General features: G+C 51.5%; 5 protein-coding genes. 4 read left to right on the top strand and 1 reads right to left on the bottom strand.

Annotated elements, in window-relative coordinates; genetic code table 11:
- Window positions 1-193: 193 nt before the first annotated feature.
- Window positions 194-1,033 (top strand): DMT family transporter, encoded by an 840-nt coding sequence (locus tag SSARUM2_RS23095; RefSeq protein WP_120151045.1) that lies wholly within the window; start codon window positions 194-196, stop codon window positions 1,031-1,033.
- On the opposite strand, the gene SSARUM2_RS23090 is transcribed toward SSARUM2_RS23095, so the two are convergent.
- A complete protein-coding gene (locus SSARUM2_RS23090) occupies window positions 1,030-2,523 on the bottom strand; it encodes a PLP-dependent aminotransferase family protein (RefSeq protein WP_049213705.1) in 1,494 nt (497 codons plus the stop codon). The two genes, SSARUM2_RS23095 and SSARUM2_RS23090, sit on opposite strands and share 4 nt — an antisense overlap.
- 1,092 nt (window positions 2,524-3,615) lie before the next feature.
- On the opposite strand from SSARUM2_RS23090, the gene SSARUM2_RS23085 reads away from it, so the two are divergent.
- From SSARUM2_RS23085 to SSARUM2_RS23075, 3 genes are all read left to right on the top strand, one after another.
- Entirely contained in the window at window positions 3,616-6,690 is a 3,075-nt protein-coding gene (locus SSARUM2_RS23085; protein WP_060431502.1) for an AMP-binding protein, read from the top strand.
- Between the two features lie 61 nt (window positions 6,691-6,751).
- Window positions 6,752-8,551 carry a non-ribosomal peptide synthetase gene (locus tag SSARUM2_RS23080; RefSeq protein WP_060431501.1) on the top strand — a complete coding sequence of 600 codons (1,800 nt, stop codon included), beginning with the start codon at window positions 6,752-6,754 and terminating at the stop codon, window positions 8,549-8,551.
- A 39-nt stretch (window positions 8,552-8,590) separates the two neighbouring features.
- On the top strand, window positions 8,591-14,086 hold the full coding sequence (locus SSARUM2_RS23075; protein WP_049195621.1) for a type I polyketide synthase: 5,496 nt from the start codon (window positions 8,591-8,593) through the stop codon (window positions 14,084-14,086).
- Window positions 14,087-14,149: the final 63 nt, after the last annotated feature.

The raw sequence follows: 14,149 nt of genomic DNA, 5'->3' as shown, positions 1-14,149 counted from the left end.
TGAAAAATAGAACCAGGCCCCGGCAAGTGACGCCGGGGAACGATGTTCTCTTTCACTATGACATCGCCTCGCGGGTTGCCGATTTCGGTATGCCTCAGGCGTGCGGAGCGTTCACATGACGGACAGTCAGTCTGAAAAAACTCTCGTTGTTCCCCCTGCGCATCCCGCCGCCGGGCATTCGCCCCAGGGCTGGATGAACGGCTTCCTCGGCATGATTATTTTCAGCGGCTCGCTGCCCGCCACGCGGGTGGCGGTGCTGGAGCTCGATCCGCTGTTTCTGACGGCGGTCAGGGCGGCGATCGCCGCCTTGCTGGCGCTGTGTGCGCTGCTGATCACCCGCCAGGCGCGGCCGACGCGGGCCGATTTGCCGCCGCTGCTGTTTGTGGCGCTCGGCGTGGTCATCGGTTTTCCGCTGCTGACGGCGCTGGCGCTGCAGCACACCACCTCGGCGCATTCGCTGGTGTATATCGGCCTGCTGCCGTTGGCGACCGCCGGTTTTGGCGTTTTGCGCGGCGGAGAGCGGCCCAAGCCCGCTTTTTGGGCTTTTTCAGGCGTCGGCGCCGTGCTGGTGGGCGCTTTCGCGCTAAGCCAGGGGAGCGGCGGAGCCTGGCAGGGGGATGCGCTGATGATCGGTGCGGTGCTGCTGTGCGGCCTGGGTTATGCCGAAGGGGCGGTGCTGTCGCGCCGGATCGGCGGCTGGCAGGTGATCTCCTGGGCGCTGGTGGCGGCGTTGCCGTTGACGCTGGCGGCCACCTGGCTGGCGGCGCCGGCCGGTTGGCCTGCCGTCAGCGGCGCCGCCTGGCTGTCGCTGGTTTACGTCTCGGTGTTCAGCATGTGGATTGGGTTTATTTTCTGGTATCGCGGCCTGGCGCAGGGCGGCATCGCCGCCGTCGGGCAGTTGCAGCTGCTGCAGCCGTTCTTTGGCCTGGCGCTGGCGTGCTGGCTGCTGCAGGAAACCGTCCAGCCGATGATGATCGCCGTGATGGCCGGCGTGGTGGTTTGCGTGTTCGGTGCCAAGCGCTTTTCCCGCTAGGCGCCGCTGCCGGCGCAGGCCAGGATCACCTGTCCGAGCCGTTCCACCGCCTGTTGCACCTGGCGGTCGGCGTAACCGCCCAATCCCAGCACCAGACCCGGCTCACCGTGGCCGGGCGCATACATCGGCGACACCGCCCGCAGCGCCAATCCGGCTTCGTTGGCGCATTGGGCGACCCGCACGTCATCGAGATCTTTCCTCAGCCACAGCACCATGTGCATGCCCTGATCGCAGGGCTGCACTATCGCCAAATCGGCGGGGATGTGCGTGTTGATCGCCTCGATCAGCACCCGGCGTTTCTCGGCGTAGACGCCGCGCATTTTGCGGATATGCCGGTCGAGATACCCTTCGGCGATAAAGGCGGCCAGCACGTGTTGATCCGCGCTGGGCGGATGGCGATCCATCAGGATCCTGGCGCCGCAAAAGGCGTCGACCAGCGGTGGCGGCACGATGGCGTAACCCAGCCGCAGCGAAGGGAACAGCACCTTGCTGAAGGTGCCGAGATAGAGCGTTCGCTCGGGCGCCAGCCCCTGCAGCGAAGGGAACGGGTGGCCGGCGTAGCGCATCTCGCTGTCGTAGTCGTCTTCCACGATCCAGGCCTGCCGCTCTTTGGCCCAGCCCAACAGGGCGCTTCTTTTCGCCATGCTCATCGGCATGCCCAGCGGATATTGATGGGACGGCGTGACAAAGGCGGCGCGGGCGTCGGCGGCCAGGCGGATACCGGCGGCGACGTCGATGCCGTCGGCGGCGACGGGCACCCTAATCATGCGCCGATCGCGAAACAGGCTGTCGAAAATGGCGGTGATGCCGGCGTAGGCGGGGTCTTCCACCCAGGCGCTGTCGCCAGCGTCCAGAAGGATCTGTGCGGCCAAATAGAGCCCTTGTTGCGTGCCGGAGGTGATGAGGATTTGCTGCGGCGTGCAGTTTACCGAGCGGGAACGGCGCACATAGTCGCAGATGGCTTCGCGCAGCGGCAACGCGCCCAGCGGATCGCCGTAGCCTGACGGGGCGCCGGGGCCGCGCGCCCGGATGCGGTTGCCGAGCCGCCGCCAGATATCGTCGGGCGCGGTATCGCCGATCGGCACCGAGACGGTGAACGGCACCGGCGGCAACGCCCGCGCCTGGGCGGCAAAGCGCGCCAGATGCTGCGCCTGTGCGGAAAGCGGCACGGCTGTGGACGGAGCGGCCTGCACCGTGGCGTGCGGCGTGCGGCGCGACGCCTGATAGTGGGCGACCCGGGTGCCGGAGCCGGGCTGCGGCTCGAGAAAACCTTCCGCCGTTAGCTGAGCGAACGCCTCCAATACCGTGCCGCGCGCCAGATTCAGCGCCGCCGACAGCCGGCGCGTCGAGGGCAGCAGGTCGCCCGCTTTCAGATCGCCCCGGTGGATGGCCTGGCGCAGGGCCTGCGCCAGCTGGTGGCTAAGTTGACCCGCCTGACGATCGAGCTCGCCGAGGGCGGGGACGTCAACGGCTTTGGCTGTTCTGGGCATGCATTCCGGCTCGCAATCTATAGGGAAAATTAACGCTCAGAGTAGACCATTTTCGGTGTTAATAGCGGATATCTTTTATCATTTGTTCGCTGTTGTTAAGTTCAGCGTTGGCTACACCTGAATGAGCGTGATGAAACGTTCTAAAATGTTTTAAAACCTGCCGCCAGATTTTGGATATTTATTCGTAATATACGGAGTAAATAACGGGAATCTCCTGCGGGAATAAGTAAGCATTAGCGGCCATAAGGGCATGGCCATCCGTGGGGTGGTTTTGAGCGCAAACGCTGTCACGTCTTGTGAAGTGAGCATTGAAGCAGGATTGATCATGTAGCGACAAGGAAAGGGGTAATACAAAGGGAACGTTGAATTATCACCAGTCAGTAACATGGTTATGCATTAACAGTGAGAATATATGCGACGATTTTATCTCGATACCCAGATATTGATATGTTAATAATTACAAAAATAATTGTTTAGACGATTTGATAAAATGTCGATTGCATCACGGTTTTATATTTATACCCCTATTCTAAAAGTGAGTTTCATACCGCAATTTGTTTAAGTTTGTTTAACTTTATCTTCTGTCAAATGCCAAAAAAATCAAAAGTAAATATCATGTGTAACAAATGCTTTCTGATTAAGTTGTTTTTTTATTTTTTTTAAAATCAACTTATTGCGGTTATATCGGTTAAATTTTAATCAGATAAAGCATGCGAAAATTTTTATATTTTACAAATTGAATCATTTTGGTCTTTGAGTATCATTCTCATGGTATTATTATTCCTAACTAATTACTTGACGTAATCATTCAGTAGGAATTATCCATAATTATAACTATTTAGAGATATTAAATAGGCTAGGTTATTTTAAATTTCAGATGAATCGTGGCAAGACTGCGCGATCATGCTTTCCTCTGCATATGTCAGTTGTCGTAATGACTGTCTTTTGATTGCAAAAAAAACGCCAGCTTTATTAAGAATCTGATGGCCAACCTTCGGGCATTTTTTTGATCAAAAAACATACCGAGGTTTGAACCTGAGTTTCTTTGGATTTTACTGTTGAGTTTAGGCGGAAAATATGGAAGGAGCTGTTATGAATGACAGAAAGCCTATTTTTGAACCCATTTCGACGTGGTCAACCCAACGACCGGCTAAGCGTGCAGTCGTTTTTGGCGAGCAAACGTTGAGTTATGCCCAGCTTGAATACCAGTCCAATCTACTAGCGCGCTATTTATTATCAAAATATCCGATGCATCCACGAGGAAGAATTGCTGTCTATCTGGAGCCAGGTCTAATGATGCCTGTGGTGCTGTTGGCAATTCTCAAAGCGGGCTACACCTATATTCCCTTATCAGATTTTTTGCCTAACGAGAGAGTATTAAAAATTCTCGATGACGCTGCAGCCTTTTTGTTGCTGACCACGGTTTCCATCATGCGTAAAACGGGGATAGGAAAAAATTTCCCTTCTACGCTGGCGTTAGAGGATATCGCCTATGCAGATATGCCGGCTACGATAAGCCTGCCCGTGGTACAGAAAACGGATATCGCTTATGTGCTGTATACCTCAGGCTCTACCGGGTTACCAAAAGGGGTTGTCATTGAGCACGGGAATTTGAGTTATTACCTGGATTGGTTCAACCAAGCACTTTGGCCTGAAACTCAGGCAGTATTACCGCTGACTTCAACCTTGAGTTTTGCTGCTGCGGTTACGCAACTTTATGCCCCTTTGCTGCGTGGCGATACGTTGCATATTTTACCTGCCAATATTTTGCATGAGCCTGAAAAATTGCTGACTTGGTACGAACAACATCCTTCAGGAGCGCTTTATTGTGTGCCGACGGTATGGGATGCGTTGCTGCGCTACGATCGTCAAGCAGGCGGCGCGTCGCGTTTACCAACAACCGTATTTCTTTCCGGTGAGCCGGTTCCCTTTGATCTAAAAGAGCGAACCTTTGCGCAATGTCCAGACGCAACGGTGTATAACCTATACGGCCCTACGGAAACGACGGCAAACGGCTCTTTCGCTCGTTTGGAAAAAGGGAAGGCGGTCACTCTGGGTAAGGCATTGCGAGGCAGTAAAATACTGATTGTTGATGATGACTGTTCACCTGTCAGCGGCGATCGGTGTGGGGAAATCTGTATTGTTGGGGAAGGCGTGGCGCGCGGTTACCTCAATCGCGATACATTAACTCACCAACGTTTCTTTACGCAGGAAATCGATCATGCGTGCTATCGTGGCCATCGAACCGGTGATTTGGGAAAATTCAATTCGCATGGCGAGATTGTCTATCTGGGTCGCATCGACCGCCAGATCAAGATAAATGGAGTGCGAATCGATCCGGAAGAGATTGAAATCGCCTTACGTGAAGATCACAGAATTAGACACGCCTTGGTGCGGAAGACAGAGGAAAGCACGGGGGGCATACGATTGATCGCTTACCTGGTTCCGGAATCTGAGGGGACTATTTCGGCAAACGAAATCAGGAATTTTTTGCGTTTGACGTTACCGGCAGCCATGATTCCTTCGCACTTTATTTTTGTCGAAACCATGCCAAAACTTCCTAACGGAAAACTGGACCTCCAGCGATTGCCCCAACCCGTTCCATCACGCCCTGCGCTGAGTTATGTTTTTCGTCCCGCCGCCAACGAATTGGAACAAGAACTCATTGATATATTCCAGGAGGCATTAGGTTTCTGTGACTTAGGCGCAGATGATAATTTCTTTGATCTGGGTGGCGGTTCGTTGCAGGTGATTCAGATAAGGCAATTAATTAAGCGCCGATTATTTAGCGATATTGATTACACCTTGTTTTTCGATAATGCAACGCCTCATCTGCTATCGTTTATCGTGCCTTACTATGTCAATGATACTGACCCGGTTGTGCTTGAAAATGATTTTAGGCTCCCGTCTATCTCTAGTGAACAGCGCTATTTTTTAACTTTAGATCAAATCAGCCCGGCGCCTGGCGCTTATCAGATTGCGTTTAGGTTGGCCTTCGGTGGGCCGCTGGATATTTCCGCCATGGAGTGGAGTATTCAGCAGATCTTGAAGAATAATCCAGTATTGCGCAGTCGCTTTAATCTAAACAACGTTAGTTGCAGTGAGGGAGACTATCCCGCGTCGGATTTGAAGATCGTGCGCCAGGAGTGCGCGGCGGAGATCTGCACTTTCGATGAGCTGAGCGACGAAGGGCTGTTGGCCGCCGCCGGCGTACCCGAGATGGATCTTGAACTCATGCCGCTCATTCATATCCGGTTCATGTCCCTATCGGCGAGCCGGCACATTCTCTTGCTACAGGTCCACCACACCGTTTTTGACCATGACTCTATCGGTTTATTCTTCAAGCAATTCATTGCTTATTTTCAGGCCTACCGCGCGGGCGATCGTGGCTTTGAGCTAGGCCAAGGCAAGGGGTATCAGCACTATCGTTGCTGGCAACAGCAGTGCATCCAGCCGACGCGCTACCCGCAGGAAAGAGAATTTTGGCTGGAAACTTTTGCTCATTACGTACATACCGGCGCAGATGCTTCCCTGTTCTCCCCCCGAGATACGTTGGAGGGAAAAAATGTGTGGTTTACGATCTCGAAAGCGTTGACGCAATCGCTCATGGCCTTTGCGAGAAGCCACCAAACCACAGTTTTTGTTTGTATGCTGACGGCATTCAATGTGTTGCTAAATACTTTTACGCGTTATCGCCATGTGCCAATTGGCATCCCTGTCTCCAATCGCATGCTTTATGAAGAAACCTCGCTGTTGGGTTGTTTCGTAAATAGAGTGACTTATTACGATAAGTACAGTCCTGAAGATGATATCGGATCGCTTTTAGATCGTTGTCGAAAAAGAGTGTATGGGTTATTGGAAAATCAAACGATACCTTATGATATTTTGAATAGTGACATTCGCGCGCATGGCTGGATGGATCTCTTGTATGCGCCGGTCTGTTTTAACTATTTAAGTGCGATGCCATCACCGGTCAATTGTGGTGGAGTTGATATTGACGTCAAAGCGGTAGAAAGCGACTTCGCAAAAGTCGATATGACATTGTCTATTCATGAAGGAGAATGTCTAAATGTTTGCTTTAACTATCATATGGCAGCGCTAAAAAAAGATGAAGTGATACGGCTGTCAAAAGAATATATCGGGATAATTGAAAGAATGACTCTTTGATGCATCCTGTTTTTAAGAAATCTACTTTCAAACAATACAATATAAATTAGAGGTTCAGATCATGGTATCTGAAGATATTATTCATGCTAGATTTAAATGGCAGAGTAATGCTACGCCGGATTTGGTGGCGTTGCGATGTGATAATAACGCACTGACCTATCAAAAACTGGACCAATATACGGATGCATTGGCGGAGCGATTAATTAGTCATGGGATAAAACCAGGGGATATCGTCGGCGTTTACCTTAATAAGGGAATGGATCTGGTTATCAGTTTATTAGGAATACTCAAGGCAGGCGCCTGCTATTTGCCATTGGACCCATATTATCCTGTTAACCGTCTGGCATACATGATTGACCATGCTGGTACGAGACTGGTCATTACGAGCGGTGTTCTGGATCAGGCGTTGAAAGACGCCTCCCAGCGTTGCGAATGGTTGGACATCACGCGCCTGGACCTCACTTTACCTTTGGCATCGGCTTTGCCGAAAGTCAGTGGGTCCGATCTCTGTTATGTCATGTATACGTCCGGATCAACCGGTAAGCCGAAGGGGGTGATGGTCAGTCATCGCACGGTTGTACAGTATTTGAAATGGATGCAGGCTGCGTTCAATCTGTGCCAGCATGATGTGGTACTGAACCAATCCAGCTTCAGTTTCGATGTTTCTGTCTGGGAAATATTTTGGCCTTTGATGACTGGCGCAAGCTGCGCGCTGATCGATGAGGAAATGAAATATGATCCCCTGCTAATGGCAAATTTCATTCGCCGCCACCGGGTTACCGTTGCCCAATTTGTACCCACTGCGTTACGCATTATCGTTGATGCCGATGTGGTGGGCGATTGTCGAACTTTAACGCATATTTTCGCCGGTGGCGAAGCGCTGCCGCAGAGTTTGGTCGACGATTTGAGCCGTCAGTTCTCCGGGCAGATCCACAATCTGTATGGGCCGACGGAAGCGACTATTTTTGCCTGCCATTGGCCGTGCTTGCCAGAGCAGGGAGAGGGCATGGTTCCCATAGGACGGCCGATTCCCCATGCGCGCGCCTATGTGTTGGACAACGCGCTTAAACCTGTTCAACCCGGAAACTGCGGTGAGCTTTATTTGGGCGGCGACATTCTGGCCAAGGGGTATCTGCATGCTGAAACGTTGACCCTCGAGCGTTTCGTCAAAGATCCTTTTATCCCGGGCGAAAATCATAAAATGTACCGAACCGGCGACTTGGTCAAATGCCTTGATGACAATGTCTTGGAATTTATCGGCAGGGTTGATGATCAGGTAAAAGTTCGTGGGCATCGGATTGAACTGGCTGAAATCGAAATGCATTTGCAGGCTTTGCCCCAGATATCGCATGCTGCCGTTATTGTAGAGTTCAACCAAAATAATAAAATACCAACGCTATCTGCATTTTATGTTTCTCGTCATCAACAGCCTGTTAATGTTCAGGAGGTAAAGAGCGCTTTGGCGAAGTCTCTGCCCTTCTTTATGCTACCTTCCAGATTTATTTCATTGGATAAGATGCCGATTCATCCAAATGGCAAAGTCGATAAATCTAACCTTAGTTCGCATGAAAATAAAGGAGAGAGAGAGATGGTTGATATAAAAAGCAAGATGAGTTCTGATATAGAAGCGCAAATCATTTCTGTATGGAGAACGGTTTTAAAAAACAAGGAGCTGTCAACGAAAGATAATTTCTTTGACGCTGGAGGTAATTCGTTATTGATGTCTAAAGTACACAGGGAAATAAAAGATAAGTTTTCCACGCCCATTACCATTATGGATTTATTCCAATACCCAACCGTACAGATGCTAAGTCAACGCATTGCAGAGAAAAATGCTGAGCTATTAGGAAAAAACAAATAATTTATTAATTTTAATTGTGCTACACATGGTGAGGTAAAGATGAAATATCAAACAACGTGCCGTGATAGGGATATCGCTATCGTGGGAATGTCTGCGCGCTTCCCGGGTGCAGAAGATAAGGCAATGTTCTGGAAAAATCTGCTAGATGGTGTAGAAACGATCAGTACGTTCACTGAAGAGGAGCTTAGAGCCAGCGGCATTGAAGAGGAAATGATCGCCTCGTCAAACTATATTCGTCGCAGAGGCATCTTGGGTAATGCGCAATATTTTGACGCCAATTTCTTCGATATCACACCTCGTGATGCGGAAATTATGGATCCTCAACATCGGGTATTTTTGGAATGCAGCTGGCATGCATTTGAAGATGCGGGTTATGTACCCAGTACCTATCCCGGTAAAGTCGGCGTCTTTGGCGGAACCGGTACTGCGTGGCATTTGAATAAAGTCAATACGCATCCTGATGTGCAAAAGTACGTGAGCGGTGCTTCAGTGGTGACCAATAACGATAAGGATTATGTTACCACCAGGGTGTCGTACAAGCTGAATTTAAAAGGGCCCAGCGTTAATGTGCAAACGGCGTGTTCTACCGCGATGGTCGCCGTGGTGATGGGTATTAATAGTCTGCTGAATGGGGAAAGCGATCTGATAGTCGCCGGTGGCGTTTCCCTCGATACCCCTGAACGCCGTGGCTACCAATACATGCAAGGCGGAATGGAGTCCGCGGATGGGCGTTGTTATGCTTTTGATTCTCGTGCCAATGGCACCGTATTCAGTCGCGGAGCCGGCGTTGTCATATTGAAGCGCTTGAGTGACGCATTGCGTGATGGCGACCATATCTATGCGGTATTGAAAGGCGGGGCGATTAATAATGACGGCAATCTGAAGGCGGGCTATACCGCGCCAAGTATCGAAGGCCAGATTTCGGTGGCGAAACAGGCGTTCGACAACGCGCAGGTTCATCCGGATACCATCAGTTTCGTCGAGGCGCATGGCACCGCGACTGCGTTGGGGGATCCTATCGAGTTCACTTCGCTCAGCCAGACGTTCAGTGAATTTACCGACAGAAAACAATATTGCCGGCTGGGTTCGGTAAAAACGAATATCGGGCATACGGATGCTGCTTCCGGCATGGCGAGCTTAATTAAGGCGTCATTGGCATTGGAGAAAGGGGACCTTCCTGCTTCACTGCATTATATTTCGCCAAATCCCAATATTGCATTTGAAACCAGCCCGTTTGTGATGAATACCGAATTGAGCAAACTGGCGAGTTCTGACGAACCGCATCGTGCATTGGTGAATTCGTTTGGCGTAGGGGGGACGAACGCCTGTGTCATTCTTGAGGCTCCGCCGCGAACGGAGCCAAGCACTCGCCATGATGGCTTGGTTATGTTGCCATTCTCGGCGAAGAGCCGAACTGCGTTGGAAGCGATGAAACAACGTATGCACGATTTCTTGGTTGAAAACAAGGACGTCAATCTTGGCGATGTCGCCTACACGCTACAGGTGGGCCGCCAGCCGTTTGCGCACAGCACGGTCGTCGTAGGGCAGGATCGTGAAACGTTACTGGAGAAATTGAACCAGCCGTCCGCCAATATTTCAACGTTGACGAAAGGCGATAAGGCCGTGGTGTTTATGTTCCCCGGCCAGGGCAACCAATACATCAATATGGCCCGTGAGCTGTACGCCACTTACCCGAAATTCCGCGAAGTGATGGATCGCTGCTGTCGCTATTTGGACCCGATCTTGGGCGTAAATTTATTGTCGATAATTTTCCAAGGCGACGAAGGATTAAGAAAAAACCGTATTAATGAAACCCAGTTTACGCAGCCTGCGCTATTTATTGTCGAATACAGTCTGGCGCAATTATGGATGTCGTGGGGGATCAAACCCGATGCCATGATAGGCCACAGCGTTGGCGAATATGTCGCAGCGTGTATTGCCGGCGTGTTCTCCCTGGAAGATGCGCTGCGCGCGGTGGCGTTACGCGGCAAACTGGTACAAGCGCTGCCGGCTGGCGCAATGCTTGCCGTGCTGATGGATGAAGAGTCGCTGCGTCAGCGGTTACAGGGCGACAAATTGGAGATTGCCGCCGTGAATTACCCGGGGCTCTGCGTGGTCGCCGGCGATTTGGATGAGATTGAGGTATTTCAACGGCAGCTTGAAGACAACAATGTGTTTTGCAAGCATCTGGATACCTCCCATGGCTTCCATTCATACATGATGGAACCGGCATTGCCAGCTTTTAAAGAGGTCATCGACGGCATTGAATTGCACGCCCCAAAAATCCCATTCGTCTCTACGGTGAGTGGCGATTGGATAACCGATGCGCTAGCTACTGACAGCGATTATTGGGTGAGACATGTGCGCAATCCAGTGCTGTTCTCTCACGCATTCAAAACGTTGATGTCTGAAGAACATCAGCATTATATCTTCCTGGAAGTGGGGCCAGGCCGTTCTCTTGAATCGGCCGCGAAGCAGCATTTCAAGGCGGATGAAAGCGCGTTGATTTACTCTTCGCTGCCTACCGCGAAGGATGTGGAATTGACGGGAGAATATTTACTTACCTCGCTGGGATGCCTGTGGGCCAGCGGTGTAACAATCTCCTGGGCTCAATTTTACGGTGATGAACATCGCCGCCGGTTGCCATTGCCGGGCTATCCTTTCGAACGTAAGGAATTCAAGCTGCCGGCGCTGAAGCGAGGAGCCGAAGGAGGACAGAGCGCCAGTTCCGTCAGCGCCCTCAAACGCAAAAAAGCGGATATTGGCGAATGGTTTCACATGCCGGCCTGGAAACGCACCATTCCCGCCAGGTTCATGGCAGGTAGCCGCATCGATCCAGACTCGGAATGTTGGCTGCTGTTCGTGGACGCCATGGTTATCGCCGAACATATTCAAAGGCAGCTGGCGGAAAGCGCACAGCGCGTATTGACCGTCTGGCGCGGCACTCACTATGAGGAGGATGCGGCGAACGGGTGTTACGTTATCGATCCCTCCAAACGCGAAGACTACGTTCGCCTGCTGAAAAGTGTGAAGAACCTGGCGCTGCGTCCCACTCGCATCATTAATATGTGGAACCTTTCTGCCGATAACGGCGCACCGCAGTGCCATGGTGATGGCTATGCGCTGCAGGTCGACGCATTTTACAGCCCTCTTTATTTGCAGCAGGCATTGGTCAGTGAAAACCTGCTGGAAAACCTGCACCTCTTGTTTGTGACCAACAATATTTTCAATGTGACGGAGGAACGGCTGTATTCACCGCAAAAAGCGTTGGTCGTTGGGCCTGCGCGCGTCTTTTATCACGAGTATCCCGAAGTGCGGTGCCACGTTGTGGATGTGGATTTATTCGGCTACACGGCGCCCCATGATTTAGCACAGCAATTGATTGACGAAAGCCATATCGATACGCATGGCAATCTGGTGGCTTATCGCGGGCGCAACCGGTGGGAGGAAGATTATCAGGCCGTTCATCTGAAGCAAGATGATACGGGAATTGCTGCGGAGCTGAAGGATGAGGGTGTCTACCTCATTACCGGTGGTTTGGGCGGACTGGGCATGTTGGTTGCGGGCCATGTGTCAGAGGTCAGCAATGCGACTTTGATCCTGACTTATCGCACTGAGCTGCCGCCGCGCGATCAATGGCAAGCGTGGCTGCAGCAGCATTCGGTGGACGATTCGGTGAGTGAGAAAATCGCGGGGGTTTTACGGCTGGAAGAACGTGGAAACACCGTGCATCTTGCGCAGGTTGATGTCTGCGATTATGCCGGTATGCGCGATGTGCTGGCCGGGTTTACCCGCATAGATGGCGTTTTCCATACCGCGGGGATTGCCGGCGGCGGAATTATTCCGCTGAAAAATGACGCCGATTGCGCTGGCGTGTTGAATCCCAAAGTGAACGGCAGTTTGATTTTGGACGAGCTGCTTAAAGATAAACAGCCTGATTTCTTCATTCTTTTCTCTTCGATCACTTCGATTGTCGGCGATGAGGCGCGCATCGATTATTGCGCGGGCAATGCGTTTATGGACGCTTTCGCCCATTACCGCAACCAGCAACGTTCTGGGCATACGGTTTCTCTCAACTGGGGCAAGTGGGGGGATATCGGTATGGCGGTGCGTTGGAGCAATCATCTGATTGAGCAAAAAAATAGTAAATCCGCACAGTTTGAAGAAGTAGAGGGCGATTTGTTGACGTTGATTGGCCGTGAGGGAATGCAAGAGCGTTATCGGGTCAACCTGGCGGTGCAAAAAGACTGGGTCATTGATGAGCATCGCTTGACGCATCAGCCGTCATTGGTCGGCGCGACGATATTATCGATGCTGTACGAATGGATGAGCCATTTTAAACCTCAAGAGAGATTGCAGGTTAAGAATCTGCTGTTGACGCAACCCGTCATTTATCATCATGCCTGGCCGCGCAACATGCAGTTGCTGGTCACCGCAGAGAGTCATGGTTACAAGTTTAGCCTGCGAAGCAGAGGCCTGTTGGATCTGGCCTGGCAGGAGCATGCGCTGGGTTTAGTCAGCTCAAAAGTGGCTGAGTCAGAGGATGAACCGGCATCGCTTGAGTCTCTTCGCCAGCGCTGTACGAAAGCATTGGCGTACGAGCCGCTGGAGTGCGAGCTGGGCAACGCCAATACTGGCGATGTCTTCCTTTCGCTGAGCCCGCGGTGGGACAACCACCAAGACATTTTGCAAGGGGAAAACGAATGGTTGATGCATAAAGTTATCGGTTCCGATTTCCATGACGATTTTGCGCGCTATCCATTCCACCCGGCGATGATCGACGCCACGGCGATCCGCTGCCTGACTTATATCACTCAGGAAAACTTCCTGCCGATCAGTTACGGCAAAATAACCTACCACGCGCCGCTGGAAACGGATTGCTATGCGCACCTCAAACTGAAGGGGCCGTATCAGCATACGGACAATGCCATTACGATGGATATTGTCTTCCTGTCACATGCCGGCGTGCCGTTATTGACGTTGGAAAATTACACTCTGATTAAAATGACCCAAGTCAATCAGGTGGTGGAGTCGGACGAGAAGGCGGCGCCCGCGGCGGTGAAAGTCAATCTTGCGGACAAGGATATTTTGTTCAATGAAGGGCTCGATGCGCTGAAACGCCAGCTGGCGCATTTGGAATTTGAACAATTGGTTATTGTCACCAGCGACCTTGGGCAACTGATCGATGAGTCTATCCCGGCTCAAAATGAAACCTTATTGGAGAATGAGGAGGAAAAAGCCGCTGATGGCCATGTGCGGCCCGCGTTGTCTGTGGAATATATGGCGCCCGAAAACGACATCGAGAAGGAAATCGTCAAAGTTTGGCAGTCCATCCTCGGTATTTCTGGGATTGGCGTGAACGATAATTTCACTGAACTCGGCGGTAATTCACTGTTGGCGGTTCAGGTTGTGTCGACGGTATCAGGTATTTTTGAAATTGATATTCGCGTCGATCTGTTTTACCAGGAGCAGACCGTTAAAGGATTGTCAAAACTGATCCTTGCTGAGTTGGAAGTATTGCTGCAAGGCGAATAACCCGGCTCCCCCCAGGTGCGAGCCTGGGGGAAACCACGTAGGCAAACATGCCAATCAGGCAAA

This window comes from Serratia sp. K-E0102 (genome assembly GCF_029962625.1).
Lineage (GTDB): Bacteria > Pseudomonadota > Gammaproteobacteria > Enterobacterales > Enterobacteriaceae > Serratia > Serratia sarumanii.
Note: the sequence above shows the minus strand (reverse complement) of the source record. Positions and strands in the feature narration are given on the sequence as shown.

Coding starts and splice junctions, on each gene's coding strand:
- SSARUM2_RS23075 (WP_049195621.1), top strand. CDS start 8,591: ATGAAATATCAAACAACGTGCCGTGATAGGGATATCGCTATCGTGGGA.
- SSARUM2_RS23085 (WP_060431502.1), top strand. CDS start 3,616: ATGAATGACAGAAAGCCTATTTTTGAACCCATTTCGACGTGGTCAACC.
- SSARUM2_RS23095 (WP_120151045.1), top strand. CDS start 194: ATGAACGGCTTCCTCGGCATGATTATTTTCAGCGGCTCGCTGCCCGCC.
- SSARUM2_RS23080 (WP_060431501.1), top strand. CDS start 6,752: ATGGTATCTGAAGATATTATTCATGCTAGATTTAAATGGCAGAGTAAT.
- SSARUM2_RS23090 (WP_049213705.1), bottom strand. CDS start 2,523: ATGCCCAGAACAGCCAAAGCCGTTGACGTCCCCGCCCTCGGCGAGCTC.